Below are 26,839 nucleotides of genomic sequence, written 5' to 3' on the forward strand. Positions count from 1 at the left end.
ACTGTTTCGAATGGCGTGCGTCATGCCGATACCGGCGGCATGTCCCGGCTGTAGATGGTGATGAGCCGGTGTGCGGCGACGGCGGCACCGTCCGCGCGGATCGTGTGCGCCACCGCCGCGGCCCGGTCCCGGGTCTCGGGCGCCAACGCTGTCGCCAGTGCGGCCGAGAGCGAAGCCACCGTCGGTACCGGGCCGGCCAAGGCCGCGCCGATGCCGAGATCCGCCACCCGTTCGGCCCAATACGGCTGGTCCACGAGTTGCGGTACCAGCACCTGCGGTGCACCCGCGCGGGCGGCGGTCGTCGTCGTGCCCGCGCCCCCGTGATGCACCACCGCGGCCACCCGGGCGAACAGTGCCTGCTGATTGACCTCACCGACCGCGAAACAATCGTCGCGGTCATCGACCAGCGACAGATCGGCCCAGCCACGTGACAGGACGACACGGCGTCCTCGTGCGCGCACCGCCTCGATCGCCACCGCGGCGACATCGGCCGACGCGAGCATCGGCATACTGCCGAAACCCACATACACCGGCGGCGGCCCTGCCGCCAGGAACGCCAGCAACTCGGCAGGCAGTGGGCGGTCATCGGGGCGGAGCCACGCACCGGTCTGCACCACCGTCCGATCCGCGCTGTGCGGCCACGGCCCCAGGACCGGATCCGCCGCCAGCCAGGGGCGGTCGGTGTACACGTGATCGCGCACGTTGCCGACCACGGGCAGACCTACCGTCGCGCGGTGCTCGTTGACCACCTCGCCGAACAACTCGGTCATGTGCTGCGCGTTCATTTCCCACAGCGTGTCGTTGTCGGTCACCTCCGGCGGCACGGGACGTCCCGGCCACGGGTGCGGCCGATGATGCGGCGACGGCAACAAGGTCGCGAAGAAACTCACGAAGACATAGCCGAGGCCCAGTTTCTCGGACACTGCCCGCGCCGCCGCCGTCGCCGGGAACAGACCGGTCGCCACCACCACGTCGCAGTCCGCGGCCGCGGTGCACACCGTGTCGTATTGCATCGCGAGCAAATCCTTCGCGCGCTGCCTGATATCGGCGGATTGCCACCGATCGGGCCCCGCCGTGATCCGGCGCACCGACGGACCGGCAGGCACGAACGACACACCCACCTCATCCAGCAACCCCGCGAAATCCGGCGGCGCGCACACCCGCACCTGCGCACCCTGCGCCCGCAACTGCACAGCCAGACCCACCATCGGCTCGACATCGCCACGCGACCCGAAACTCGACAACAACACCCGCAAATTCCTACCCCCGATTCGATGGACAACAGCTCAGGCCGACGATTGTGCGGCATCCCCCCGGCCTTGCCGCAAGACCGGGGGTGCGATATAAAATAGATAGCGGAAAGAGAAGAATCTCTTTCGCTTCCGGTCCTTGGTGGACTCAGAATCCCTCTTCTCGTTGCAGTGCTGGTGTGTTGTACGTGCGTGAAGTGTTGGTACGCAAGGGGATTCGGGCGGGGTGAGTGCTGGGGGATTTGCCGGGGGCTGCTCAAGGCCGCGTAGAGCCTCGCGGTTTCATGCGTGGCCGTGTGGGCGTTCGCACACCGATTTCCCGATGTCCATGACCGGCGGGCCGCAACTCCGGCGTCTCGTCCCGCAGGTCGGCCACGATGGCCGAGACGTAGCCGCCGTCGACCTGAATTGGGCGATCATGGTGGTGCGGGCCGAGGCGACGTTGACGGTCATGATGATCTTTCGCCCCGTTGCGGGTTTCGGTCGTCGAGAGTCTGCTCACCTAGCACCGCGGCTTTCATCGATCCGCCCTATGTGCGCAAGCGAGTCGGCAGGTGGTATGCCGCGCACTTTTTGTTCTCCCGCGCGCGTGTCGGTCGACCGACACGCGCGCGGGACGACAAAAAGTGCGCGGGGACGGAAGATTGGTGCCAGTCGGCTCAGGAGCAGTTGACGCGTTACCGCCGAAGCTACCCCGTCACCAGGTGGTACCGGTGCACTCGGCTGACTGATCTCCAGCACTCGTTCGGTGCCGCCGATGTTGATCTCGGCAATCGGTGCTGCAGGGCGGGCGGCTCGACACAACTGTGGGTGCGGACATCCGATCCACGCCGGTCGCGCCGGCGCGAATGGCCCGCCCTACGCCTGGGAGCGACGTCACTGGTGAGCGTGTTCGGTGTGGCGCGAAGTCTCCGACACGCCGTGCGACACTCGCTCGGGGCACTGGTCACCTGATCAGGAGGACATGGTGGCGGGGGCTTCTCGGCCGATGCCGCCACCATGTCCTCCTGATCGAGTGACCAGCATGGGCGGGCGTCGTTCGTGCCCGGAGGTGTCGGTTGGCCGCGGCCCGCGTCGCACTATCGACGGTGAATTCGACGACGGCATGCGCGGTTTGTCCGACCTGGCTGCGGGCCTGCATCGTGGCGCGGCGCTCCGCGCCTTCCGGGTTGAGCAGTCTCGGAGCGCGGCGATCTCGAACTCCCGGCTTGCAGCAGGTGCTGTGGGCCGCGAACGACGAATCGGTGAACCTGGTGCTCCGGCTTGCGGTCTGTGATCGGGGTTCCCCCGCCGTTCACCTCGTGTCGTGGGTGGCCAGGAATTGGGTGAGTTGGTGGGCGAAACCTGGGGCGGCGGCGACGAAATGGCCTGCGCCGGGGGCGATGACGCGTTGGGCGTGCAGTAGGTCGGCTAGGGCGTCGCAGATTCGTTCGAGGGCGAGGGTGTGGCCGCCGGAGGCGACCAAGGCCGGGATCTTGGCGGTGCGCAAGGCTTCCCAATCGGGGTGGGCTTCGCCGGGGAGACGGCCGCCGAGTGCGCGGCGGACAGAGGCGACGGCCGCTTGGGGGAGTTGGCCCGCGTCGACGCCGGGTGCGCCGGAGAGAACCAGGAATTCGCGCAGTACTTCGGGGTCCGCGTCGAGACCGTTGGTGAGGACCGCGTCGCCGAGGCGTTTCAAGTGGCGTACTTCGGGATCGTCGGGGGCGACGACGTACAGCGGCGGTTCGATCAGGGTGAGGGAACGGACGGTGTGCGGATCGGCTGCCGCGGCCAGAATCGATCCCAGCGTTCCATAGGAGTGGGCGACCACGTGGGGGCGGTGGGCTCGGAAGATCTCGCCGAGGTCGATCGCGTCCACCAGGAAATCTTGCCGTCCGTCGAGGGGCGCAGGACTCGGATCGTATCCCCGCCGATACACGTGCAGCACCGTCCACCGCTCGGCGAGCGAATCCAACCCCGCCCAAGTCGATTTCGGCCCGGCGCCACCATGCACCAACGCCACAACCGGCCCAGCCCCGCTCGCCCGCACCACAAGCTCACTCACCCGAGCAGTATGTGTGCACCGACCCCATCGAGTCCACGCAACACGAATCCCTCCGGCCGGCAGTCGCGAAAGAGTCCAGCGCCGCGGTTGCCGAGCCGAAGTGCCACGCGCCGTGGTCTCGACGCCGCCGCACCCCATCGCATGGGCGTGGTTGAACAAAGCGCCAGGGCAACATGAACTGGCTCGCGCGCCCGCCCCTACACGGAGTGGGAGGAAGGTGGTGAAGTTCGGGATCTCCATCGCCGAGGTGCCGAGCATGATCAGGGAGGTGGCCGCACCGAGGCCGACGATCGCGGTCACGATCGGCACGAAGGCGGCGACGAGTACGGCGGCAGCGCGCTTCATGGTTGTCGGACCGAGGCCCAGCCGCCTGCCCCGCCGGCACACTCAGTCGAGCCGTCCGACCAGGTGACGCGATGCCAGCCGTTGAGCGCAGGTTCTGGTCTGCGGGTGCAGGGCACGGTCTCGATTTCGGCGAAGTACGGCATTGACATGACCTATTGGTAAGTGGAGACTTACGGTTCGTAGATACTTACCGAGCAGGAGACGAATGGGGTGCGCTCGCCGATCGGATGCGGCGCACGATTCTGGAGCGCCTGGCGGAGAAACCGCAGGCGGTCGGTGAACTCGCGCAAGCGTTGCCGATCAGCCGACCGGCGGTGTCGCAACACCTGAAGGTGCTCAAGGAGGCGGGGCTGGTGCTGGACCGCGCGGTCGGGACACGCCGGATCTACCAGTTGAATCCGGACGGGATGGGTGCGTTGCGCGCCCAGCTCGACCGGTTCTGGGGACGCGCCCTCGCCACGTATCAGGAGCTGGTCGAACAAGATTCAGGAGAAGTCATGACCCACACCCGAACCGAACCCGTGCGATTGCAGATCGTGGTCGACGCGCCGCTCGAGCGCGCGTTCACGCTGTTCACCACCCGATTCGATGCGATCAAACCGCGCGAACACAACCTGCTGGCGGTGCCGATCGCCGAGACCGTCTTCGAACCGCGGGTCGGCGGGCACATCTATGACCGCGGCGAAGACGGCAGCGAATGCCGGTGGGCGCGGGTACTCGCGTACGAGCCGCCGAATCGGGTGGTGTTCAGCTGGGATATCAACGGCCGCTGGGAAATCGAGACCGACCCGGACAAGACCTCCGAGGTCGAAGTCCGCTTCACCGCCGAAACCCCCGACCGCACCCGCGTCGATCTCGAACACCGGCACCTCGACCGGCACGGCGACACCGGTGACGCGGTCCGCGCGGGCGTCGGCAACGACGCGGGCTGGCCGCTGTACCTGCAGCGTTACGTCGATGTCGTCGGACGTGAGGCTTGACCGCTCCGCAGAATGGTTGTGACCGAGAGCTGGTCGCTCTTCGGTCACTTGCTGCCGGATCTGCGGGGGACTGCACCGTATCGCCCGGTGCTGTACCTCGACGTCGGTGGGCGCTGAACCCGCTAGCCGCGCAATTGAAGTCGCCCGGGGCTCTCGATCTGGAGGGGAAGCCCGCGCCGCCGTCGTCAACGGTCTACTCGGATGTGCGCCCCGGAGAGCTTCCTTGGCGTCACATCAAACCGTCATTGGTCTGGCGGAGTCCTGCGCACGGCCCAGAACTGTTGCGGCTCAACGAGTTCTATGCACCCCGATAAGGCGGCCAGTTGGGTCCCGGTGGCCCTTGGCCGCAGCAGACCGGACGTGCACAATCCGTGGCGTGGACGAGTTCGAAGAAGCACAGAGCTGGCAGCTGATCGTGCAGCTCCCCAGAACAGGGGCCGTGGACGACATCGACGTCTTGCAGGAATTGGAAGTCGCACTCGAAACAGCGTTGGCGCGTGCGGATATCGGCGTGATCGACGGCAACGATATCGGGTACGAGACGATGAATGTGTTCGGCATCGTCCGGCCGAGCCAGTGGGCCATGGTCGTCGCGGAAACCGAAAAGCTTCTCGGAGAACGCAACCTATTGGAGCAGGCGGTGATCGCGCGGCGCGACATGGCGGCCGAGGAAGGGCCGCACGTCGTCCGGCCCGACGACTACACCGGTGAATTCCGCTACTGACCTGTCGACCGCCGGTGGCCGGAATTCGCCGGTGCGGCAGGCGTTCACGAAGCGGGCGACGGGCCGCAGAGCGGAACTGTGTCCCGCTCTGCGGCGACCGGTCAGCTCGCGCAGACGGCGTTGAATGCGTCGGTGGCAGCGTCCATGTCGGCGCTGTCGTCGAGCAGGGCGGCCGCGTACGCGTCGATCGCCGCCTTCTCCGCGCCCACGGCCGGGAGCCCCGACAGTCGCGCGGACAGCGACTGCAGGGTGGCCGCGTCGAGATTGCCGTCCGGGGACATGTCGATGGCCGCGTTGATCCAGGCGATGGCGGTGTCGCAGACCGGCGACTTCGCGTGCGCCGTAGCGGCGGGCACGAGAACCAGCGAGCCGACGGTCGCGGCAGTCAGCAGAGCGGCAGAAAAGATCTTGTACAACGTTCCCTCACGGTGTCAGCAGGTAGATCCGCGACCACGCTGGTCGCGACCCCTGAGCGCACACCTTATGCAGAACGGGCGAAAGCCACCAAAACCGGCGGCACCCGCGAACGCGCACCTCGCTGCGGACCATTCAGCCGGGACGGCACTCTTCTGCCGAGTGCCCACCCTCAGCCGGTACCGGTCAGTCCGGCGCAGGCACCTTGGCTTCGCGTGGGTTCCGGTCGGGCCGCAACCCACGCCAGCTGGGATGGCGCAGCCCATCGGAGCTGACCTCCCGGAACTCGATGTCGGCGACCAGTTCGGGTTCGACCCAGTGCGCCGCGTTCGCCACCTGCCGCGGTGGCGGGACGTCGAAAGGCGGGTCCGGGCGCGCGATTTCGGTCAGCCGGGCTTGCAGGGCCCGGCGGTCGCGCAGGGTCCAGCCGGTGCCGACGTTCCCGACGTGGACGAGGCGGTCCGCGTCGTCGTAGGCCCCCATCACGATCGAACCGAAGATCCCGGTGAAACGCCCGCTGCCGGGCAGCCACCCCGCCACGACGATCTCCGTGGTGCGCCGCAGCGGGGTCTTGATCCACACCGGCGCTCGTCGTCCGGGCTGATAGCTGGAGTCGAGGCGTTTCGCGACAATGCCTTCGAGGCCGTGTTCGCGCGCGATACCGAGCATGGTGTCGGCGTCGACATCGGTGTAATAGGGCGGCGTACGGATCAATTTCGCGTCGAGTGCCAATTCGTCGAGGCGCGCGCGACGCTCGACATACGGCAGCGACGTGATCGCGGTCCCGTCGTCGAGCAGATCGAATATCAGGTACTGCACGGGAACCTCGCGCAGCAATTCGGCGCCCGGGTTCAGCACGTGCATGCGTCGCTGTAACCGACGGAACGAGGGTGCCCCGGTACTCGGTTCCGGCGCGACGATCTCACCGTCGAGGACGAGTTCGCGGTCGCCGAGCAATTCGGTGCACGCGGCGGTGAGCTCCGGGAAAGACGCGCTGATATCGCGATTGTTGCGGCTGTAGAAACGGCATTGCCGATCCCGCGCGACGGTGACCGCGCGGATCCCGTCCCATTTCATTTCGATCGCCCAGCGGCCGATATCCACCGGTGGCCGTCCGGAGACGGCCAGCATCGGCGCCGGCGCTGACTGCACACGATCAGCATATCCGCAGCATCGGCATCGAAACCGATCCGACGTGCATAGATTGCAAGATTCCGCCGAGACGCGGCGGTTTGGTGATCTACCAGTTATCGATAGTGGTTCGAATGTCCGGCGGCTTGTCGTACCTCGTGGCTAGGGTCCTGGGCATGGGATACGAATTTCAGATCGTCGTCGACAGTGCCGACCCGCATACGCTCGCGGACTGGTGGGCCGAGGCGTTGCAGTGGGAGGTCGAGCCGCAGGACGAGGACTTCATCCGCAGCATGGTCGCCCAGGGCCACGCCACCGACGAGGAGACCACGACCCATCACGGCAAACTGAAATGGAAGATCGGCACCGCCATCCGCCACGCCGACCGCCCGCGCGTGCTGTTCCAGTTGGTGCCCGAGGCCAAAACGGTGAAGAACCGGATGCACCTCGATATCCGCGTCGATTCCGCGCAACGCGCTGCCGAGGTAGAACGGCTCACCGGAATGGGCGCGAAGGTCCTGCACGAGGGCCGGCAGGGGCCCTTCGAGTGGGTGACCATGGCCGACCCCGAAGGCAACGAATTCTGCGTGGCCTGAACCCGGGCGCGGGAGGCTGCGGCGATGCGAGGAAAAAGGGTTGGGCGCGAGCGGGTTCGAACTGTTAGTCTCGCGCAGACCGTGACACAAGCCGAGGAGGTGAGACCCGTGAACACTGTATCGACGTGGGGCCTCCCGCTCGCCGTCATGGTTGGGCGAACACTGTAGCCGTCGCCGGGAGTGCCTGTGTCACAAGGCAATTCCGAAAGGCGACGTACAATGACTGCAATACATCCCGCCGCGCACCCGGGTGACCCCGAGATCACGCGGCTTTCCCCCACCCGATGGCAGGCGGTCGCGGACGGTCGAGTGCTCGGCCACGCCGACGCCGCACAGCGCCCCGACGGCCGGACCTTCGTGAGCATCGACTCCTGGGACGGCACCGTCTTCGACCGGCTCGCCGCCGCCATGCTGAACGATCTGCCGGCGCCACTGCACACGGTGGTCGACGAGCTCGAGACGGACCTGCGGTCGCAGTGGGAACACGCCGGTTTCACCACCCGCCGCCGCGAGTGGGAGTATCTGATACCCGCGAATCCGCAAGACACCGGTTCGGCACCGGTTCCCGAAGGGGTGGCGTTGCTGCCGTTCGGCGCGGCACAACAGGTTCCGCTGCTCACGGCGTATACCGCGATGCGCGGGGAGATCGAGGCCACGGTGGGGTGGGACACCATGCCCGCCGAGATCATCGACCGCCCGCTCGACTGCGGGCACTTCGCCGTCGCCGTCTCCGATCAGGAATATGTCGGTTTGCTGCGAGTGGCCACACGCCGCAGACACGCACGGATCGAACTGCTCGCCGTGCGCGCCGAGCACCGCAGGCACGGCATCGCCCGTGCACTGCTCGCCCAGGTACTCGACGCGCTGCACCGGTCCGGAAGCGACTCGGTCTCCGCGTTCGTCGACGAAACCGCCACCGCGGCAATCGCACTGTTCGACATCCTCGGCGGGGCACGTCGCACGGGCAGCAACCTGGAGTTGGTGCGACGATGACGAACACCCGAAAGCTCGGCAAGGGCATCGAGATCGAAGGCACGGTAGTGGAGTGCCTGCGCAACGCCACCTTCAAGGTGGAACTCCCGAACGGGCACACCGTCCTCGCGCACATCAGCGGGAAGATCCGAAAGAACTACATCAAGATCCTCCCGCAGGACCGAGTGCTGGTGGAGATCAGCCCCTATGACCTCACCCGCGGTCGAATCCTGTTCCGGTACAGAACATAACCGTCATGCCGCGGCGGATCGGCGCTACCCGGCCGATCCGCCGCGCCGACGGAGGATTCCGCGCCACCCCGGCGGATGTCGCGCCCCGACCATAGGCACTGCATCATCACGAAGGCACGCGCCGAGGCTGCTCGGACATCGAGGGCAGGTACCGACACCGAGCGTCGACCACAGGCACCGCACCGTCACAGTGGCGCGCGCCGTTCAGAGACCGAGTTTGGTTACCGCGTTGTCCTCCAACGGGTTCGCGGTGCGGATGTAGCCGTGCACGGTGCGCGGATTGGACCAACGGCCCTGCCGCATGATCTCGCGGTCGCTAGCGCCGCCGAGGGCTGCCTGGGTGGCGAAGCCGGCGCGCAAGGAGTGCCCGGAGAAGAGGTCGGGGTCCAGTCCCGCGCGGGCCGCGTACCGTTTGACCAGTTCGGCGACGGCCCGGCCGGACATCGGGTCGGCGCCGACCGTGCCGTGCCGATTGATGGTGGGGCACAACGGAAGATCCGGATCGGCGGCGAGCGCGGTACCCGTGAAACCGTGGCAGCGGTGGATGGCCGGATCGGTGTCGTCGCCGTCGGCGAGCCACGCCCGCAAGCCCGAAGTGCCCTCCGCGGCGAGTATTTCGAGCAGTCGCACCCAATCGGTGAACGCGCACACCGGGCAGGTATGCGGGCGTTGGCCCCGCGGCAGCGCGACGCGCTGTTCGGCGACGCCGGTGGGGTCGGTCTTCGTCGTCGGCAACCGCACCAGCAGCACCGGCTCGCCCGTGGTGTGATCGACGCGCACCTCCACATCGGCGATCCGCAGACCCGCCAACTCGCTCCGCCGCAGCGCCCCCGCGAACCCGACCAGCAGCATGAGTGCGTCACGGCGGCGGGCAGGTTCGTTCGGCCAGCCGGGTTCGGGCAACCCGGCCAGCAACTGGTCGAGGGTGTGCAGCAGGACCGGGCGTTTGCGGGTGGGCTGGGTGCGCCGGGTGCGCCGGATACCGCGCAGGGTCAGGCGGACGACATCGGAACGCGTCGGCGAGGGCAGTCCGTTGGCCGCGTGCACGGCGGCGATCGCGGCCGACTTCCGTTCGAGGGTGGCCGCGCTGAACGCCCAGCCGCCCGTGTCGCGGCGGGCGTCGGCCGCGGCGGCGAGATACACCGCGACGTCCAGCGGATCGGCGGGCATCGCCTGCCTGCTCTCGGCCAGGCACCACGCCGACCACGCGATCCAGTCGGTTCGATAGGCGCGCAACGTATTCGCCGACTGCGAGGCCTCGAGGTAGCGGCGCAGCGACCCCGCCTGCACCTCATCGAACCGTTCCCGCACCAACCGCAACGCCGCCGTGTCCACCAGAACGCTGCGCACACCACGACGCAATTCGTGACGCACCGACTCCGGCACGGCGACCACGGCAGACCGCTCTTCCATCGATCAACTCCCTGTTCGTCGACCGCCCCCATTCTGCCGCCGCCCCAGATGAATTCACGGTAGGGCAGGCCCCGCGCGTCGGGCTGTACCGCGCGGCGGTAATACCCGGGTGTAGTCCGCAGATTCGATGGCGCGCGAGCGGGCGGCGGTTGAATTCGCGGCGACCCAGGGCCTTCACGCGCGGTGTGCATCGCCACCGGACTGCCTGGGCACCGCGATCGCCGTGCGGACAAGGGCTTTTGCCTGCGGGACCGCGGTGGGTGTATCGGCCGGATACGGTGTCGGGGTTCGCGGCGATCGGGATCGCGAGGAGCAGAGGTGGGTATGGACAACGCGGGTGTGGTCGCGGCGGTGTTGGGCTATTCGAGTGCGGCGGTGCTGGGTGAGCAGGACGCGGCGGCTCGGGCGTATCGGTTGGCGTATGTGCTCGACATCCCGATTCAGGGTGCCGAGGGGCTGATGATTCTCGACCGCGTGCTGGAATTGTTTCTCGCCGAGACACAGGTACCCGACAGCGGTGACGCGCGGGCACTGCAGGACCAGACCCATGAGATCGCCGCACGCTGCGTACCGATCGAGGACGAACTGTGCCAGGCGATCGCCGAAACCTTCGGCCGCGGTGACGATCCCGACCCGGCGCAGGCGGTGTATCAGGTCAGCTCCCGCGCGGCCCGGTTCCTGGCGAAGTCGGTGATGATCGCGCGCGGTGACACCGACCGGCTTTTCGAGGAGCCCGCCGACGCACCGGACTCCCTCATCGGCGTCGGCGATATGCAGCGGCTGGTCGAGCGGGAGGTCGCGAAAGGTGTTCCGGTCGAGGCGGTGCTGTCCACCATCAACGACATGCACCACTACGAATTCACCTTTCCCGGCGACACCTACGTCGAGGATGTCGCGCAGGCGTGCGCGGAACTGACCGGGCAAGGACACGTGCTGATCGCCGTCGGGGTGGCGGACCTGCACGAGGACCCGTCCGGTGCGGGCTTGAACGTTTGCTGGTCGGTGCCCGAGGGCGGGCGCGGTCTGGAGGTCCGCTTCCGCGTGCGCGACGACGGCGGACGGGCCGCCCGCCAGCTGTCCGAGGGCTGGGTTCCGGCGCCCGCACCGGCTCCCGGCACCGAACTGCACGTCGACTCCCACCTGTTCGTCCTGCGCGGACAGGCCAACCTGCGCGGCGGCCACACCACGGTCCGCGCCGCGCAAACCCACCCGGCCTTCGGTAACGCGGTCCTGCTCGAGGTGACCGACCACCCCGGCTACCTGCACAACTGGCATGCTCTGGAGCCCGAACAGGCTCGGCTGGCAACACAATTCGGCACCCAGGCCGCCCGCCCGGACCCGGAGGACGCGCCGATCGCCCCCTGAGATCCGCTCGTTCCTGGCACGAGCGTCCGCCCGCGCAAGTCGCCAGCCGCAGAGGCGACCTGCACCCCGAAAACCCTGCGCAGGGTGCGCCCTGGGCCACCTCCACCAGCAGTTCCCGACCAACCAGCCCGCCTCCGACGGCCTGAGCGCTGCTGGTCGATTGATCACCAGGTAATGGTGGCGGTGGGCTCTCGGGCGATGCCGCCACCATTACCTGGTGATCAAATGGCCAGTTCCCACCGCGGACCCCACGTCGTGCGATGCGGGGGTCACCGGCGGTGGGCGCGCCGGCGATCGGCGTGCGCCGAGGGCGAGGGCGTCGCAGCGGCGGCCGGGCGGACTCCGGCAGAGCGACGCGCGAGAGCCGTTGCGGCGCAAGTACAGCGGCCGTCTAGGTGGAGGAGTGGCCCTTGCTCGTGAGTATCCGCTCAGGCCCACCGCCGCCCATACGTGGCGTGCGCGTCAGCGATCATCGTGCGCCCATACGTGGCGTGCGCGCCGACGATCATCGTGCGCCCGAAGTCGACGACGCCACGGCGGCGGGTGAACGAATTCCGATTGGGGCGACACATGAGAGTTGTTGCGGCGCAGGTGCAATGCGTCGTCTACGAGTGAGAGCAGCCCGGTCCCCTTGATCATTCACCCAGGCTCCACCGCTCTCCATACACGGCGTGTGCCTCGGCGATCATCGTGTGCCCGAAGTCGAGGATGTCGCGGCGGCGGGCGAACGGGCTCCGGTAGAGCGACGGTCCAGAGTCGTTGCGGCGCAGGCGTAGTGCTTCGTCGATGACGCGGTGCCAGCGGTCCGGGAAGTACTGGCGGGCGTGTCGGCCCGCGCCGTCCTTGGAGGTGATGTCGCCGGTGGCGATGGTGTAGTGCAGGCGTGCGATACCGGTGACGGTCCAGACGGTGCCGTAGTCGGTCAGCAGGCCGAGGCCGGGTTTGCTCGCCAGCCGGGCACCCGCGGCCAATCCGCGTGCCCAGTAGTCGTCGAGGTTGGTGTTCTGCCAGGCGGCCAGCGCCGCGGCGTCGGTCCAGAGGTCGAGTTCGGTGCGGTCCGGCCCGCGCAGGGTGACGCCGTGCCCGGCGAGCGTGTGCCAGGTGACCGGGGTCTGGTGTGTGCCGCGTGGCTGGAATTTTCCTTGGAGGGTGCTCGGTCGCCCGGCCGCGGCGTCCGGACCTGCGGCGAGGTCCGCCCAGGTGAGATAGCTGCCGTCGAAGAACGGACGAGGTCGCTGGTGCCGGAGCCGGGCGTGGACCCGTTCGAGCGCGGCCACCGCGGCGCGGTCGGGCGGCGCGGCGGTGACGGCGACGAAATCGATATCGCTCGCGCCGGGACGGTAATCGTCCAGTGCGACAGAGCCTTCCAAGTACAGGCCCTCGATCAGCCCCGGCGCTTCGGCGTCCGCCGAGGCCAGGTACGAGTCGATGGTTTGCGCGACGAGCGGTGGAACGGGCATGGGTCGAGTCTGCCGGAAACGGAAAACGCATCGAACACGCCGCAAGTTTGCGAGACGATCATCGAATGAGTGATGGATGGTCCGATCACCTGGTGGTGCGTCCCTTGACCGTCGACGATGCCCGCCAGGTGGTCGGCTGGCAGTACGGCGGACCGTGGCAGATCTACAACCTGACCGCAGACGAGGAGCTACCCAGCGCCGCCGACGGATACATGGCGGTGGCCGACGCGGGCAGCGGTCGTCTCGTCGGTTTCTTCTGCACCGGTCCCGAAGCACGGGTGCCCGGCATCGCCGCGGATCCGGGCATCCTCGACCTCGGTGTCGGCATGGACCCGCGCTGGGTCGGCAAGGGGCACGGCAAGCAGTTCGGCAGCGCGGTGCTGACCGAACTGCGCCGCGACCACCCGTCGACGCCCGTCCGCGCGGTCATCCAGGCGTGGAATGCCCGCAGTCGACAGCTGGTCCGTCAGTTGGGGTTCGCCGAGTGTGCCGAACATTCCTGCATCCAGGACGGTCGCCCCGTCGCCTACGTGGTGGCGATGCTGCCGGTCTCGTCGTAGTTCCGGGCCGGCTGCGGCGGGGGAGTTCGGGTGGGGCGGAAGCGCAGCGGGGGTTCGGTGTATTCCTCCAGCGTGTGCGCGATCCAGCCGATGGTGCGGGCGAGGGCGAACAAGACCTCGCCCGCGTCGGGACGCATCCGGTAGGCGTGCATCAGGACGGCCAGCGCCAGGTCGATGTTCGCGACGGTGGTGTGCGGTGCGCCGAGCTGCTCGGTGATGGTGTCGACGGCGGCCAGGGCCGGGGCCGCCGCCGGTATCGCGCGGAGCCGGTCCAGCAGGATTTCGGCGCGCGGATCGGTGGCGCGGTAGACGAGGTGCCCGAAACCGGGCAGCCCGGCACCCAGGCGGAGCCGTTCGGACGCCGCGCCCAGCGGGTCGGCGATCGCTTCGGCCAGGAACCGGTAGGCGAGAGTGCTTGCGGTGCCATGATATTGGCTGTCGAGAGCGCCGAGCCCCGCCGAGACCACGGCGTACGGATGCACGCGCGCGCTCGCCGCGACCCGCGCCGCCACCGTGGAGACCGCGAGCCCGTGATCGGCCAGCAAGGTCAGCGTCGTGTCGAGCAACTCGGGCGGCACGGCGGCCTCGGTCAGGCTCGGCGTGATCCGTTCGACGAGCGTTGCCGAATCATGCTGAGCCGCACCGAGCCCCGCCGCCTCGACGGCGAGAAGTATGCGCGCGGTGCGCAGTACGCCGGGCGTGGACAGATCGAAGCGCAGCGGGTCGCTCGCGCCGGCCACCGTCACCGCGACCCGCAGGCGATCGGTCAGCCGCACCGAGGGGTCGAGCGCGTCCACCGCAGCGCGCGTGGTCGCGAGAAGCGTTGCGGGCGCGTGGAACTCCTGCGCTACCGCCTCCCCGGTCCACAGCAGCCCGGCGACGGATTCGACCGGATGTGTGGCCACCAGCTCAGCGACATCGCGGCCCCGATAGTAGAGCCGGTCCTCGTCGATGGTCGAGATCGCGGTGGTGACGTCGTCGATGGTGCTGCGGTGACCGGTGCCGCGGCGGCGGCCGCGGGCCAGACGCGACACCTCGTCCTCGCGGAACAGGCTGCCGCGCCGGTCCGCCGCCGCGACCTTGGTCAGCAACCCGCGGCTCACATAGGCGTACACCGTCGTGGGCTTGATCTCGAGACGGTCCGCCACCTCGGCGGTGCTCAGGTAACGTGCGTCACTTTTCTCGGCCACGACCTGCCCCTCCGTGCTCATGTTGACTTGATCAATATTGACTCTAGTTGAGCGTGCTCGCACAGTTCAGTCAAGAGGAGGTCTGCAGATGACGAGCAACGCTGCTGAACTGAACGACACCGACGAGTTGATCGAGGTACCTGCCGGTTTACGGCACGTGGTCGCGGCCGAGACCCGGCTCGGCGACGTGCGCGGACGCGAGGGCTTCTACCACTACCGCCAGTACTCCGCGATCGACCTGGCGACCACGTGCACCTTCGAAGAGGTGTGGTTCCTGCTGTTCCAGGGCCGGCTGCCCGATGCGACGGAACTGGCGGCGTTCACCGCCGAGACCGCGCGACTGCGCACCCTGCCCGCGGAACTGTTGCCGTTGTTGTCGCCGATCGCCGCGGCCGGAACACCGTTGCGGCCCATGGCCGGGTTGCGTACGGCGTTGTCCTTGCTGGCGGGACTTCGCGATCTGCCGCCGATGTGGGACAGCACGCCCGCCCGGCGCAAGACGGACGCGCTGCTGATCTGCGCGGTCACGCCGACCATTCTGGCGGCACTGCACCGGCTGCATCGCGGGCTCGCGCCGCTCACCCCGCGCGCGGACCTGTCCACGGCCGCGAACTGGCTGTATCTGCTGACCGGCGAGGTGCCGCAGGCACCAGCGGCGCGGGCGATCGAACAGTACTTGATCGCCACCATCGACCACGGATTCAACGCCTCGACCTTCGCGGGACGGGTCGTCGCCGCGACCGGGGCCGACCTCGTCTCGGCCGTCCTCGCCGCCATCGGGGCGTTCTGCGGACCGTTGCACGGCGGGGCACCCGATCGAGCGCTCGACGGGTTGGACGAGATCGGCAGTGTCGAGCGCATCGACAGCTGGGTGCGCGGCAAGATCGGCGCGGGTGATCGCATCATGGGCTTCGGGCACGCCGTCTATCGCACCGAAGATCCACGCTCGGTGCTCCTTCGGTCGATCGCCACCGAAATGGGCGGGGAGCTGGTCGAATTCGCGACAGCCGTGGAGCGGCGGGTGACCGAACTGCTCGCCGAACTCAAACCGGGACGCCACCTGTACGCCAATGTCGAGTTCTATGCCGGAGTCGTGATGGAACTGTGCGGTATTCCGCGCACCATGTTCACGCCCACTTTCGCGACGAGCCGAGTGGTCGGCTGGACGGCGAACATGCTCGAACAAGCCGAATCCGGGAAGATCATCCGTCCGTCCGCGCGGTACGTGGGACCGGCTGCGCCGCAAGCTATCCCGCCGAGGACATGATCTGCTCACTTGCCGTAGCGGCGGGGGCGCGGAAACAAGACCGTAGAATTCGGGGGCCTGAGCGCCGAATTTGACATATCCGCACAATATTTCGGCAGAGTGTCCCGCGGATGGTTAGCATTGCGGCCAAGCTGAACGCCGTCATGAATACTGTTCGGCTTGTTCACTATTCAGCTGGGGGCAGCTGAGCGTCACGTCCCCGAGGGCGAAGCGGGGTTGTCGATGACATTGCAGGCCGATCTGGAAAAGCTGGGCGTCAAATCCAATCAGATGTACGGGTTGGGGGACGAGGCGGCACGACTGGAAGTAGCAGACGGAATGCTTCCGCTGCTTTCCTGGGGCGAGAAACTGCGCGCGGTCGATGAGGCGAAGGGGCTGGCCGGCGACGTCGAAGACCGTTTGATCACCGCGGTGACGGGCCGGTTACGCGAGATCGGCGGCCTCATGCATCAGGCCACGATCAAGTTCCGGGAAGCCGAGGCGGACAACGCGGCGGAGATCTTGGCGGCGACCTATACCAAGGACTCCGGCGAATGGGGGGCGCCGAGGTGACCGGCACACCGTCCAGACGCCAGCTCGACGACTACGACCCGCAGCCCCTGCTCACCATCGCGGGCGGGCTGCGGGACTGCGGCACGAAGATAGAGGGCCTGTTCGAACGCTACGTCACCGTCGTCACCGATGACGAGTGGCGGGGCAAGGCTGCCGAGGCGGCACACGATCGCGCCGTGAGCGACCGTAAGAAGGCCTTCGCTCTGGTGGATGCCTTGGAAGGAGCGGCGGGGCGACTCGAGCAGGGCTACTGGGACATTCATGCGCCGTTGAGCTCCGCGCGCAGTCTCATCGCTTCCGCCGAACGCGACGGTTTCGTGGTGCCGGGCGGTTTCACCGGTATGTTCGTCGCCAAGCCCGTGTCCGTGACCCATCCGCCGGGCACCGTTCCCACGCTCGAGCGCGAGGGCGCCCGCGGCGTGTGGGAGCGGCGGATCGTCGAAGCCGCCGATGCCGTCGCCGCCGCGGATACCCGTATCCAGCAAGAACTCTCGCGCATTCGTGCCGCGCTCAATACCGAGTTCGCCGGCGTCGCGCCGATTCAGAGCACCGCCGATCAGAAGCGCGCCAACCAGATCGCCGCGTTTCGCGCCGTGTATCACCGTGATCCGGTGTCCGAGAACGACTGGCGGATGGCCGAAGCGCTCGACCCGCACACCTACGACCCGAAATATCAAGGCGTCGACGCCAATATCGTGGCGGTGCGGTTCGACCCGGTCACCGGAGCGGGACTGTACCGGCAGAACATGTACATTCCGGTGGACCAGGTCAACAATATCGCGCTCAACATCAACGACTGGCTCGAGGGCCGGCTCGTCTATCCGATGCGCGGAGACAATCGCGGTCCTTCCGCCGACGCCTCGGCGGAATCGTCACGAGTTTCGCTCTATGTCGACATGGAGAACGGCATCCTGATCGCCCGGCAGAATCCGACGGTCTCGGTCGACGGCAGGCAAGCCGGTGCGGGCGTTCCCGACGTCCGGGTGGCGCAGGGCTCCGACGGCTCACTGAAGGTGCACTATTCCGCGGTGGACCCCTTTGCCCCGGAAATCGCCAAACCCGTTGCGACAGTGAACGGTGACGTGACGATCACCCATCGCGGCGGCGATGTCGTCGCCGGGGGACAGGTCACCCAGTACCCGAGCACCGAGGCGTATCAGTACCGGTCCGACGGGTCGACGACCCAGCTGGTCGACCGGCGCGCGTCCACCGACGAATGGGCGGCGGCCACGGATCTGCCCGCGCCGACCGTCAAGGTCGGAACCGTCGAACCCACCCCGATGTCGTCGTATCCGGCCCAGCCGACCGACAGCAGCCCGAAACATCTGCCACCGTACTATCCGACGGTCGCCGGCCCGGTCGACAACCCGCCGAAAGTTGTAGTGGTGGAACCCTATTCGCCACCGCCCCCGCCGGAGGAGAAGGAGCCGGTCCCGGCGCCACCGGGCCGCACCCCGGAACCACCGCCCCCACCTCGCTAGCGGATCAGCTACTCGCCCAACAGGTCCAGCGGCACGAATCGGTGCGTAGACCAGAGGCGCCGGGAAGTCTCCTCGGGATAGCACTGCGTGCCGGGCGTCGCCGCGTAGACGCGGGTCGGCCGGGCGCGCGGATCGTAAGGGGGCCAACCGGGGTCGCCGGTGGTGGCGAAGCGCAGCCAGTCGGTGCGCATGGCGTGACCGACGCCGGACACTTCTGCGGCGGCGTTCGGGTGCGCGGTGGGATGCTCGCGGACCTCGTCGGCGCCGAGGGTGCCGAAGACGAGCAGGGCGTCGAGACTGTGCGAGGCGCCCTCGTCCCGGTTGAAGCTCCAGCACAGTTCGTAGAGCCAGGCGCGGCCGCGACCGGCGTGCTGGGCGGCGGCGAGATGCAGGCTCGGCATGCGGAACAGCCAGTCCGCGTTGACTGTTTCGTACAGCTCGGCGTTCGTGGCGTCGGGATAAGCGGTGCGGTAGTCGATTCCGGGGGCCAGGCGGTGCAGCGTCGCCGTCAGTTCCGCATCGGTCACCGTGCCACGGTGCGGATTGAACAGCCGGAACTCGTCTCGGGTATGTCCGACCAGCACGTCGACACCGCCGGCCGCGCCGTCGGCGAGGGCCTGCCACGGCGCACAAGGCAGCACGTCACCGTCGACGACCGGAGAGAACGGGGTCGGGGTGAGCGCCACCGGGCCCCACGATTCCACTGCGTCCGGCATTTTCGCGATCACCGCGCCCGTCGCATCGATCAACGCGCGCGGGGTGATTGCGGACAGTTCGTCGGTGGTGGCTGCTGCTCCGACTTCCGCCGCGATGGACGCGGAGATCGCGGCGGCCAGTCGCGGGGCGAAATAGGTGCCGGGAACACTCTGGGCGATCGCCCGCTGAAACAACCCGGCCGCGCTCGGCATAACCAGAAGCGCCGCAACCGAACCCGCGCCCGCGGACTGCCCGGACACCGTCACCCTGCCCGGGTCCCCGCCGAACGCGGCCACACTGTCCTGCACCCACCGCAACGCGGCTGCCTGGTCGAGCAGCCCGCGGTTGTCCGGTGCGCCGGTGATGTGCGCGAAACCCTCCACTCCCGTGCGGTAGTTCATGCTCACCACCACCGCGCCCGCCGCGGCGAGCAGTGCACCGTCGTGGTGCGGGTTGCTGGATTCGCCCTCCAGATACGCGCCCCCGTGAATCCACACCAGCACCGGCAGCCGCACGGCACCGAGTTCCGGTGACCACACGTTCAACGTCAGGCAGTCACCGGAATCCGCACCCGCCCAACCCTTTTGCGGTACCGACGGACCGAACTCCGACGCGTCCCGCACCCCGTCCCACGGCAGCACCGGCACCGGCGCGGCGAAACGTCGCGGACCGACCGGCGGTCGTGCATAGGGAATACCCCGGAACACCGCAACGCCGCGCACCCACTCGCCCCGCACCACCCCCGAAGCCGTGCGAACCTCTACCCGCTCACCCCCAGTCATTCGCTGCGGTTCCGTCGGCGTGCAGGACGAAGAACAGGAAGCAGAGGAACCTGGTGCCGGTGCTCTCGTCGAAGACATCAGGGGCCAGGTCGCGGGCGGCAGGCACGGCAGGCGGTTCGCTGATGACGGTGAGGCGGAACCCTGCCGTGGTAAAGGCCTCGGTCATCGCGTGCAGCGGGCGGTCCCAGAAGCTCAGGTGGGCGGTCTGGCCGCCCATGGTCCATGCCTCGGTCCGGTTGCGGGTCTGGAAGTAGTTCGTCTCGTCTCCGGCCATGCGCTGAGCCAGGAAATTCGCGAACGGATGCTCGACCGAAGCGATGAGCCGCCCGCCAGGGACCAGCACCCGGTGCAATTCGGCCAGTGTCGGGCCCCAGTCGCGGAGGTAATGCAGCACCAGTGACGCGACGACATCATCGAAAGTGTTGTCGGGGAAGGGCAGTGGATCCGCGAGGTCAGCCACTCGCAGGTCGGCGTCGGCACCGAGTCGCTCGCGGGCCAGCTCCAGCACGCCTGCGCTCGCGTCGATCCCGGTTACCGTGGCACCCCGCGCCCGCAGTTCATCGAAGAGCGGGCCCGAGCCGCACCCGGCATCGAGAATCCGGCGCCCACGCACCTCCCCGGCCAGCTCCAGCAGCGCGGGCCGATTGTAATACGCAGTCAGCAGGCCGGTTTCGCTCTCTGCCGTGTATCCCTCGGCGAAACTGTCGTATGCGCTCGCGCGAGCGGGAGTTGAGCGATCGTGCGGAACCGAAGTCATCAGCCCATCCTGGCATGTGCGACTGGGAATCCCGTGGGTTGCTTCGGTGTTGTCGGCCGCTTCGGGGCGATGATCAAGTGCCGCAAGTCGGGTCAGAGTCGGTCGTAGATCGCGACCAGGCGGTGCAGTATCTCGGTCGCGGAATGTAGTGCGGCGGTGTCTTGATCGGCCAGTTCCTCCTGCAGTGCCGCGTGCATGGCGGCCATGCGTTCGCCGCAGCGGGTCCGGCCCGCTTCGGCAAGGGTGACCAGCACCGAGCGTTTGTCCTGGGGTGAGCGCTGTTTGGTGACGTAGCCCGCGGCGACCAGGCCGTCGACGAGCTGGGTCGTTGCGGCGCCGGTGGTTTCGGCGCCGGCCGCCAGCTGGCCGATGGTGAGCGGGCCTTGATCGGCGAGTACGCGCAGCGCGCGAGCATGGGTGAGGGAGAGGGCGTCCGGGCTGCGGGTGGCGCGGCCGCGGAGCCGGGAGTCCGCCGCGCTGAGGCGATAGGCGGCGCGAGCGAGCTTGTCAGGGACGGCAGGACATGACCGCACGTTCGATCGGGCAGAGCTGGGCCCTCGACATCGCCCTGGCCCAGGGCGGCTTCGATGCGCTGCATCCGGCAGCCAAGGGCACCATGGAACAGCTCGGCCACGACCACACCGACTTCGACAAGGTCTTCGACCAGGTGCAGAGCGCGGCGATGTTGCCGAAAGCGTGGGCGACCGTCGCCGCGCAGGCCGAGGAGCGCGCCGCCCACCACGAGCGGCACGGTTTCGCACGCACCGCCGCCGACCTCTACAACCGAGCGGCGGTGATGTGGGGCCGGGCGCAGTACTCGACCTTCGAGGCCGCCGACCCGCGCAAACGCGCCTTCCGCACGCGTGCCGATCACTGCGTCGAGCGGCTCGGGTCCCTACGCGGCGGGCTGGTCCGGCGGGTGGTCCTCGACTTCGAGGGCAAGCAGATCTACGCGCTGCTGCACTTGCCCGAAGGGGACGTGCGCCAGGCGCCCGCAGTGATCCTCGGCCCCGGTATGGACTTGATCAAAGAGGACTACATCTACGCGGCCGAGCGCTACTACACCGCACGCGGGATCGTCGCGCTGTCCATCGAGGGGCCGGGGCAAGGGGAGTCCCGGGCCGACGGGCTGACCGTCGACCTCACCAATTACGAACGCGCCGTTGGCCGTTACCTCGACTACCTGACCGAGCTGCCGCAAGTGGATCCGCAGCGGATCGGCATGTTCGGGATCAGCATGAGCGGTTACTGGGGTTCGCGCGCGGCCGCCGTGGACCGGCGGCTGGCCGCACTCGCCGCATTCGAGGCGCCCACCGGCGATTTCCGCACCATCTTCGAGCGCGCCCAGCCGACCTTCAAGAACAACTTCATGTACATGGCCGGCTACCAGGACGAGGAGGCGTTCGACCGTGAACTGGTCTCCCGTATGCCGCTCGGCGGGTTGGTCGGCGACATCACCTGCCCCGTGCTGTTCGGCATCGGCGAATTCGACGAGCTGACCCCGCTGGAGCAGGCGCTGGCCAACTACGAACTGGTCCAGGCGCCCAAAGAGATTCGCGTCTACGAGGGCGAATTCCACCCCCTCGGCGGCGTCGCGGCCGAGGTGTTCCGTTTCGGCGCCGAATGGCTCGAACGCGCCCTCGCCGGCGAATTCGCCGAAACCGGCCGCGACGTACGCCATTACGTCCACCGCGACGGCCGCACCACCGACAGCACCGCCGACCCGCAATGGTGGTCCGGCGCAGTCCCTTCCACGCTCGAAGAACTGCGCACCAGCTGAACCTTCTACCCCCACAGAGGTAGTGCTGTCGACGTGTCCGCTGCAGTCGGCATCATCTTGGTAACAGGCGGTGTGCCGCGGCGTTGCTCGCCCGATGGGTTGCCAAGATGTGCGGTGAACTCGGTTGCCGCGGCGACCGGTGCCGCTGGGTGTCGCGGCCGTTGGGCGATGCCGACAGAAGTTCGATGATTGCCGGTTGAGGCCGCAGCCATACTTTGCGCGTGTTCAGGGAGGACTGACCGCTATGGTGACTTGGCACTATCGACGGGTCGGCCGTGTGATGGCTGTGGTCGGAGGCGTGGTGGCCGCTACGGTGATCGCCGGCCCGGCCCTTGCGTCGACCGCGATCACGGTCGAGGACGTCGATTCGGATCATGTGCGCGTTCAGTACAGCTGCGAAGGCTAGGGCCAAGTTGCCGGGATCAAGGTGACGGTGGGCGAGCCCAACGCGAACAACCCGTCGGGCAGCGGCACGCAGAAGGAACTCATCTGTGATGGACAGGCCCGGCACGCGCTGGTCGAGCTGGCGGGGACGCGATTGTCGGCGGATCAGGCTGTGCAGGTCCGGGTGGCGCTGGTCGATCGAGACGGCGTCGTCGTCACCGAGCAGGACAAGGTGGTCAGACCAGGGGCGGACGACGAATCGAACAGCTGTCAGGACACCAGCGACGGCCGTGTTGGTACGGAACCGCGAGGGGAACGGCTGCCCATCCTCTGCTAGTTCGCGCTGTACATACGTACCAGACGTGCACTCGCCTCGGTCAGCACCTCTAGAAATGTTGGCCCGCAGCGACATTGAAACCGCTGCGACCGGAAGTCAGGTGTCGTATGTGGTCCTGCCCGCCGGACAGGACCGCACCACCGGCCAGGGTTCAGCGTTGCAAGGTGAAGGTGAAATCGCCGGAGACTTTGTCGCTCAACCGAATTGCCGAGACCAGCCGTCCTTCGCTGAGCAGCCGCTCGACCTCGGGTCGTGGCAGTCCGCAACCCTGCGCGATCAGCCGAACGGGTCGGACGGGGATGCGCGCGGCGAAATACACCGCGACGTCGAGGACCTCGCCGGAACCGCGCATCGTCGAGACGGACCGCTCGGCATCGAGTACTGTTATCGGCAGCAGGTCTTCGATGGCTCTGCGGTGCGGTAGGCCCGCACCACGCTCGGTCCGCCTTCTTCGCGGCGAGAGCCTCTCTTTCCCCGGTTTGTCTCCTGACACCGGACGTTTCGCGTACCCCTCGACTCGCGGCCGTGTGCCGCGCCCACGTGCCTCGAGCACGCCCAGCAAAGGAGTGAAAACCTATGAGTATCAACCGGATAACCGATGGTGGCGAGCGCGCGATCATCGAGAACATGCTCGATCGCAACCGCGCGGCACTGATCGAGACCGTGCGCGGTCTGTCCGAGGCGGACGCGCGCCGCAGGCTGGTCTCCTCGTTGACGACGCCGATCTCGTTGATCAAGCACGCCGCCGGCGCGGAACGGATCTGGTTCCAACGGTTCTGGGCGGGACTCGACGAAGCCGACTGCGACGGCTACTCGCGTCGCGACGAAGGCACCTTCGCCGTCGCCGAGGACGAGTCGCTGGCCGACGTCATCGCCGAATTCGAGCGGGCCAGCGGGCGCTCCCGCGAGATCGCCGCCCGTTTCGACCTCGACGACACCAAGGACAATCCCCGCGAAGGCAAGGTCAGCATGCGCTGGACCCTGCTCGCGATGATCGAGGAATTCGCCAGGCACGCAGGTCACGGCGACATCCTGCGTGAACAGATCGACCAGGCGCGCGAACCGGCCCGCGGCGGACACGCCTAGGATCGACACGAGTGCCGCGATGTGGACCGCGGTCCACGGCAGGAAGGACGGGCGTCGATGACGTTACGGCAATACGAGTACGCCCTGGCCGTCGCCGAGGTGGGCTCGGTGACGGCGGCGGCCGAACTGCTGCACGTGGCACAGCCCTCGATGTCCCAGCAGATTCGCGCCCTGGAACGCGAACTCGGCGTGACGCTGTTCGCCCGCACACCGACCGGGCTGGTGCCCACCGTCGTCGGTCGCGCGTTCCTGCGCGAGGCCCAGGTCGCGGTGAACGCGGCGCGCCGGGCACGGGCGACCGCCCGGGCCGGTGCCGACGAACTCGAAGGTGAACTGCTGGTGGCGGCGCAGCTGGGTCTGGGCACAAGGCAATTGCCGAGTGCTCTGGCCGCACTGCGCCGCCGCTACCCGCGGCTCGAAGTCACCGTCTTCGAGGAGCCGAATCCGGCCGAGCTGGAACGGATGGGCCGGCGCGGCGTGCTGGATCTCGTCCTGGTGACCGCACCGTGCGAGGAGACCTCGGCCGACGCCCATCACCTCGGCGACGAGGAATTCGTCGTGGTGCTGGCCGCCGGACACCGGCTGCTCGCGGCGGACCGGGTCGAGTTGCCCGACCTGGCGGACGAGCCGTGGGTGCGATTCGACCGGGACAGCGCCCTGGATGCAGTGCTGCGAGAGGTGTTGCGGGACAACGGACTCACGCCCAGCACGGCCGCCCGGGTAACCCAGGCGGCGACGGCGGTGCGCTGGGCCTCACACGGACTCGGGGTGACGCTGGTCCCGGCCTCCGCGGTACCGCAGGGTTACGAGCACCTGGCCCGGCCGGTGTTCCCTGTCGTGTCGCAACCTATTCTCGCCGCTGTCCGGCACAACGCCGGCCCGGCCGAAACGGCGCTGCTCGAGCTGCTGCGTCGAGAAACGTGGCACAAGTCCGCGTCGTTCGCGCCGGTGCGAACGGACGAACTCAGAGCTGGGTAGCGCCGCCGTCCACGACCAGCTCGGCACCCGTGGTGTAGGTGGCGTCGAAGGCGAGAAAGACTGCGGCCCTCGCGATCTCGTCCGGAGTGCCGAAACGGCGCATCGGATTCTCGGCGATCCGCGCTGCCTTGAATTCCGCGGCGGCCTCCGCGGTCATCGCGCTGCCCAGGATTCCGGTATCGATCGGGCCAGGACTCACCGCGTTCACCCGAATGCCGCGGGGAAGCAGCTCACCGGCCAGGCTGCGGGCCATGGAACGTACTGCCGCTTTGCCCGCCGAGTAGACGCCGGCCGTGGGCATGCCCATGACGTTCGCGTTCGAGGTGGTGAGCACGACGCCCGCCGTCGGGCTCAGCAGCGGGGACAACTTCTGCACGGTGAAGAAGACACCCTTGACGTTGATCGCGAACAACTCGTCGTAGAACTCCTCGGTCGTCGACTCGAACGGCATGGCCTTCGCGATGCCCGCGTTGACGAAAAGCGCGTCGAGCGTGCCGAATTCACTCCGCACGCGATCGGCGAGCGCGTCCAGATCTGTCAGTGCGGCGACATCGCCGCGCACGGCGATCGCATTCTCGCCGAGCTGTTGCCGCGCGGTATCGAGGGTCGCTTGCGAACGTCCCGTGATCACCACCCGCGCACCGCCGTCCACCAGCAGCTTCGCCATCGCGAACCCCATACCGGTGCTGCCACCGGTGATCACCGCGGTCTTACCTTCGTACACGTCGGTTCTCCTTCATATCGTCATCGGACCGGCCGTCGAAACTTCGGCTCCGGGGCAGGAGTCATCCCGCCACTTGCCCTTTCGGCCACAGGGGTATTCACTCGGCGAACAAGAATCGAAGCGCATTCACGAAGGCTTTCGGAGCGCACCGCGTCGAGCTGTTTCACCGTATGTCGCCGAAACAGCCACCGGCAAAGACGAATAAACAGCAGAAGCCATAGGTAGTTCCTATACGGGCCCTAAGATCGCTGTCGCGACGATCGACCAGTCAGGGGAATTCGTTGAACCACAACCACGTTCGCACCGGCGTGTACTTACCGCCCTTCACCGACCCCGCAGTTCTCTCGGAATCGTTGATGCGGGGCCGCCTTCGATAGGGCTGGGATAGCCGGGGCGCGAGACCGGATAAGGGGTGGGCTAGCCGTTGTGTTCTTCGAGTTCGGTGGTCTGCTGGGTGGCGGCCCACGACGCCAGGAGCGCTAGATTGTCGGCGGTGGGCGTGTCCGGGGGTGCGGTGTAGATGGTGAGGTGGAGGCCGGGTTCGGCGGGGAGTTCGAGGGATTCGACGTCCAAGTCGAGGCGGCCGACGATCGGATGGTGTAGCCGCTTGCGCCCGGATCGGCGCAGGCGCACGTCTCGGGATGCCCACCGTTGCCGGAACAGTTCGCTGCACGTCGACAATTCACCGACCAGGGCGATCAGGTCCTCGTCGTGCGGGTCGCGGCCGGCTTCCATGCGTAGCTTCGCGGCGACGTCGCCGGCGATTCGGTCGTAGTCGACGAAGAAATCTCTGGCTGCCTCGGGAGCCAGATAGACGAACCGTGCGGTGTTCGCGGGCCGTCGCGGGTCGGCCAGCACCGGTGAAAACAGCGCGCGGGCAAGCTCATTCGTGGCGAGCACGTCATAGCGGCCGTTACAGATCCAGGCCGGGGCCGCGGAGACGGCGTCGAGCACCTGCTGCAGCGTCGAGCGCACCGGCACAGCAGGTTTGCGCCGGCGGGGACCGCTGGGCGTCCCGGATCGGCGCGCGAGGTGGAACAGGTGGTCGCGCTCGGCCTCGTCGAGTTGCAAAGCAGCGGCCACCGCACCGAGCACGCCATCGGAGGCCCCGGCGAGACTCCCGCGTTCCATACGCACGTAGTAATCGACCGAAACCCCCGCCAGCAGCGCTACCTCCTCGCGACGCAGACCCTTGACCCGACGATTGCCGCCGTAAGCGGGCAGGCCCGCCTGCTCGGGTGTGATGCGGGCGCGACGCGAGCTGAGGAACTCCCGGATGTCGGTGCGTAGATCCATCGTGGCCATCCTTTCACCGTAGGC

Annotated in this window: 27 protein-coding genes and 1 pseudogene; 15 read left to right on the forward strand and 13 right to left on the reverse strand. The window is 67.9% G+C overall.

The annotated features are described in order from the left end of the window. Positions 1-20 precede the first annotated feature (20 nt). Both NVU01S_RS01590 and NVU01S_RS01595 read right to left on the reverse strand, forming a co-directional pair. Complete coding sequence (locus NVU01S_RS01590; protein WP_043681305.1) at positions 21-1,256, reverse strand: glycosyltransferase; 1,236 nt, start codon at positions 1,254-1,256, stop codon at positions 21-23. A 1,288-nt stretch (positions 1,257-2,544) separates the two neighbouring features. Next, entirely contained in the window at positions 2,545-3,294 is a 750-nt protein-coding gene (locus NVU01S_RS01595) for an alpha/beta fold hydrolase (protein WP_043681308.1), read from the reverse strand. 500 nt (positions 3,295-3,794) lie between these two features. Between NVU01S_RS01595 and NVU01S_RS44715 the strand changes: the two are divergent. The 3 genes and pseudogenes from NVU01S_RS44715 to NVU01S_RS01610 all read left to right on the forward strand — a co-directional run. Beyond that, a pseudogene (locus NVU01S_RS44715) lies at positions 3,795-4,133 on the forward strand (ArsR/SmtB family transcription factor); the annotation flags it as partial. 3 nt (positions 4,134-4,136) lie between these two features. After that, on the forward strand, positions 4,137-4,619 hold the full coding sequence (locus tag NVU01S_RS44720; RefSeq protein WP_043681335.1) for an SRPBCC family protein: 483 nt from the start codon (positions 4,137-4,139) through the stop codon (positions 4,617-4,619). Between the two features lie 376 nt (positions 4,620-4,995). Beyond that, positions 4,996-5,343 carry a hypothetical protein gene (locus tag NVU01S_RS01610; protein ID WP_063048036.1) on the forward strand — a complete coding sequence of 116 codons (348 nt, stop codon included), beginning with the start codon at positions 4,996-4,998 and terminating at the stop codon, positions 5,341-5,343. Positions 5,344-5,444: 101 nt separating this feature from the next. Here NVU01S_RS01610 and NVU01S_RS01615 read toward each other — a convergent pair whose 3' ends face one another. Next, positions 5,445-5,759, reverse strand: a complete 315-nt coding sequence (locus NVU01S_RS01615; RefSeq protein ID WP_043674315.1) for a hypothetical protein — start codon at positions 5,757-5,759, stop codon at positions 5,445-5,447. Positions 5,760-5,943: 184 nt separating this feature from the next. Further along, positions 5,944-6,888: a non-homologous end-joining DNA ligase gene (gene ligD / locus NVU01S_RS01620; RefSeq protein WP_043674422.1), complete on the reverse strand. Its 945-nt coding sequence runs from the start codon at positions 6,886-6,888 to the stop codon at positions 5,944-5,946. Between the two features lie 176 nt (positions 6,889-7,064). On the opposite strand from ligD, the gene NVU01S_RS01625 reads away from it, so the two are divergent. The 3 genes from NVU01S_RS01625 to infA all read left to right on the forward strand — a co-directional run bounded on the left by NVU01S_RS01625 (position 7,065) and on the right by infA (position 8,707). Continuing rightward, a complete protein-coding gene (locus tag NVU01S_RS01625; RefSeq protein WP_043674421.1) occupies positions 7,065-7,484 on the forward strand; it encodes a VOC family protein in 420 nt (139 codons plus the stop codon). A gap of 219 nt (positions 7,485-7,703) precedes the next feature. Next, positions 7,704-8,477: a GNAT family N-acetyltransferase gene (locus NVU01S_RS01630; protein WP_052280842.1), complete on the forward strand. Its 774-nt coding sequence runs from the start codon at positions 7,704-7,706 to the stop codon at positions 8,475-8,477. Further along, entirely contained in the window at positions 8,474-8,707 is a 234-nt protein-coding gene (infA, locus tag NVU01S_RS01635) for a translation initiation factor IF-1 (protein ID WP_043674313.1), read from the forward strand. Before NVU01S_RS01630 ends, infA begins: the two co-directional genes overlap by 4 nt. A 204-nt stretch (positions 8,708-8,911) precedes the next feature. On the opposite strand, the gene NVU01S_RS01640 is transcribed toward infA, so the two are convergent. Continuing rightward, entirely contained in the window at positions 8,912-10,120 is a 1,209-nt protein-coding gene (locus tag NVU01S_RS01640) for a site-specific integrase (RefSeq protein ID WP_043674310.1), read from the reverse strand. A 318-nt stretch (positions 10,121-10,438) separates the two neighbouring features. Between NVU01S_RS01640 and NVU01S_RS01645 the strand changes: the two genes are divergently transcribed. Continuing rightward, the gene (locus NVU01S_RS01645) at positions 10,439-11,485 is read left to right on the forward strand and encodes a hypothetical protein (RefSeq protein ID WP_156161693.1); all 1,047 of its coding nucleotides are present in this window, start codon (positions 10,439-10,441) and stop codon (positions 11,483-11,485) included. Between the two features lie 635 nt (positions 11,486-12,120). Here NVU01S_RS01645 and NVU01S_RS01650 read toward each other — a convergent pair. Further along, positions 12,121-12,945 carry an aminoglycoside adenylyltransferase domain-containing protein gene (locus NVU01S_RS01650; protein ID WP_043674305.1) on the reverse strand — a complete coding sequence of 275 codons (825 nt, stop codon included), beginning with the start codon at positions 12,943-12,945 and terminating at the stop codon, positions 12,121-12,123. A gap of 65 nt (positions 12,946-13,010) precedes the next feature. Between NVU01S_RS01650 and NVU01S_RS01655 the strand changes: the two genes are divergently transcribed. Next, a complete protein-coding gene (locus NVU01S_RS01655; RefSeq protein ID WP_052280841.1) occupies positions 13,011-13,505 on the forward strand; it encodes a GNAT family N-acetyltransferase in 495 nt (164 codons plus the stop codon). On the opposite strand, the gene NVU01S_RS01660 is transcribed toward NVU01S_RS01655, so the two are convergent. Continuing rightward, positions 13,472-14,695, reverse strand: coding sequence for a citrate synthase (locus NVU01S_RS01660; RefSeq protein ID WP_043674416.1), 1,224 nt, complete (start codon positions 14,693-14,695; stop codon positions 13,472-13,474). The two genes, NVU01S_RS01655 and NVU01S_RS01660, sit on opposite strands and share 34 nt — an antisense overlap. 88 nt (positions 14,696-14,783) lie before the next feature. Here NVU01S_RS01660 and NVU01S_RS01665 point away from each other — a divergent pair, with 88 nt between their 5' ends. The 3 genes from NVU01S_RS01665 to NVU01S_RS01675 all read left to right on the forward strand — a co-directional run bounded on the left by NVU01S_RS01665 (position 14,784) and on the right by NVU01S_RS01675 (position 17,995). Continuing rightward, positions 14,784-15,962 carry a citrate/2-methylcitrate synthase gene (locus tag NVU01S_RS01665; protein WP_043674302.1) on the forward strand — a complete coding sequence of 393 codons (1,179 nt, stop codon included), beginning with the start codon at positions 14,784-14,786 and terminating at the stop codon, positions 15,960-15,962. A 159-nt stretch (positions 15,963-16,121) separates the two neighbouring features. Beyond that, complete coding sequence (locus tag NVU01S_RS01670; protein ID WP_156161692.1) at positions 16,122-16,514, forward strand: hypothetical protein; 393 nt, start codon at positions 16,122-16,124, stop codon at positions 16,512-16,514. After that, positions 16,496-17,995 carry a hypothetical protein gene (locus tag NVU01S_RS01675; protein ID WP_052280839.1) on the forward strand — a complete coding sequence of 500 codons (1,500 nt, stop codon included), beginning with the start codon at positions 16,496-16,498 and terminating at the stop codon, positions 17,993-17,995. Before NVU01S_RS01670 ends, NVU01S_RS01675 begins: the two co-directional genes overlap by 19 nt. Before the next feature lie 8 nt (positions 17,996-18,003). Here the strand turns inward: NVU01S_RS01675 and NVU01S_RS01680 are convergent, their stop codons facing one another. From NVU01S_RS01680 to NVU01S_RS01690, 3 genes are all read right to left on the reverse strand, one after another. Beyond that, entirely contained in the window at positions 18,004-19,473 is a 1,470-nt protein-coding gene (locus tag NVU01S_RS01680; protein ID WP_043674297.1) for a carboxylesterase/lipase family protein, read from the reverse strand. Further along, complete coding sequence (locus tag NVU01S_RS01685; RefSeq protein WP_043674294.1) at positions 19,460-20,230, reverse strand: class I SAM-dependent methyltransferase; 771 nt, start codon at positions 20,228-20,230, stop codon at positions 19,460-19,462. The genes NVU01S_RS01680 and NVU01S_RS01685 overlap by 14 nt, the downstream gene beginning before the upstream one ends. Before the next feature lie 92 nt (positions 20,231-20,322). Further along, positions 20,323-20,763: a MarR family winged helix-turn-helix transcriptional regulator gene (locus NVU01S_RS01690; RefSeq protein ID WP_043674407.1), complete on the reverse strand. Its 441-nt coding sequence runs from the start codon at positions 20,761-20,763 to the stop codon at positions 20,323-20,325. Here NVU01S_RS01690 and NVU01S_RS01695 point away from each other — a divergent pair. Both NVU01S_RS01695 and NVU01S_RS01700 read left to right on the forward strand, forming a co-directional pair. Next, positions 20,754-22,010 (forward strand): alpha/beta hydrolase, encoded by a 1,257-nt coding sequence (locus tag NVU01S_RS01695; RefSeq protein ID WP_043674292.1) that lies wholly within the window; start codon positions 20,754-20,756, stop codon positions 22,008-22,010. The genes NVU01S_RS01690 and NVU01S_RS01695 overlap by 10 nt on opposite strands. Positions 22,011-22,443: 433 nt before the next feature. Then, positions 22,444-22,731: a hypothetical protein gene (locus NVU01S_RS01700; protein WP_156161691.1), complete on the forward strand. Its 288-nt coding sequence runs from the start codon at positions 22,444-22,446 to the stop codon at positions 22,729-22,731. A gap of 151 nt (positions 22,732-22,882) precedes the next feature. Here NVU01S_RS01700 and NVU01S_RS45385 read toward each other — a convergent pair whose 3' ends face one another. Beyond that, the gene (locus tag NVU01S_RS45385; RefSeq protein WP_043674286.1) at positions 22,883-23,083 is read right to left on the reverse strand and encodes a DUF1062 domain-containing protein; all 201 of its coding nucleotides are present in this window, start codon (positions 23,081-23,083) and stop codon (positions 22,883-22,885) included. A gap of 224 nt (positions 23,084-23,307) precedes the next feature. Here NVU01S_RS45385 and NVU01S_RS01710 point away from each other — a divergent pair, with 224 nt between their 5' ends. Continuing rightward, a complete protein-coding gene (locus tag NVU01S_RS01710; protein WP_043674283.1) occupies positions 23,308-23,817 on the forward strand; it encodes a DinB family protein in 510 nt (169 codons plus the stop codon). A 57-nt stretch (positions 23,818-23,874) separates the two neighbouring features. Further along, positions 23,875-24,795 carry a LysR family transcriptional regulator gene (locus tag NVU01S_RS01715; RefSeq protein ID WP_043674401.1) on the forward strand — a complete coding sequence of 307 codons (921 nt, stop codon included), beginning with the start codon at positions 23,875-23,877 and terminating at the stop codon, positions 24,793-24,795. On the opposite strand, the gene NVU01S_RS01720 is transcribed toward NVU01S_RS01715, so the two are convergent. Beyond that, a complete protein-coding gene (locus tag NVU01S_RS01720) occupies positions 24,782-25,519 on the reverse strand; it encodes an SDR family oxidoreductase (protein WP_043674281.1) in 738 nt (245 codons plus the stop codon). The two genes, NVU01S_RS01715 and NVU01S_RS01720, sit on opposite strands and share 14 nt — an antisense overlap. Before the next feature lie 417 nt (positions 25,520-25,936). Beyond that, the gene (locus tag NVU01S_RS01725; protein ID WP_043674279.1) at positions 25,937-26,824 is read right to left on the reverse strand and encodes a helix-turn-helix transcriptional regulator; all 888 of its coding nucleotides are present in this window, start codon (positions 26,822-26,824) and stop codon (positions 25,937-25,939) included. Positions 26,825-26,839 lie beyond the last annotated feature (15 nt).

Source organism: Nocardia vulneris, from assembly GCF_001613425.1.
Classification (GTDB): Bacteria; Actinomycetota; Actinomycetes; order Mycobacteriales; family Mycobacteriaceae; genus Nocardia; species Nocardia vulneris.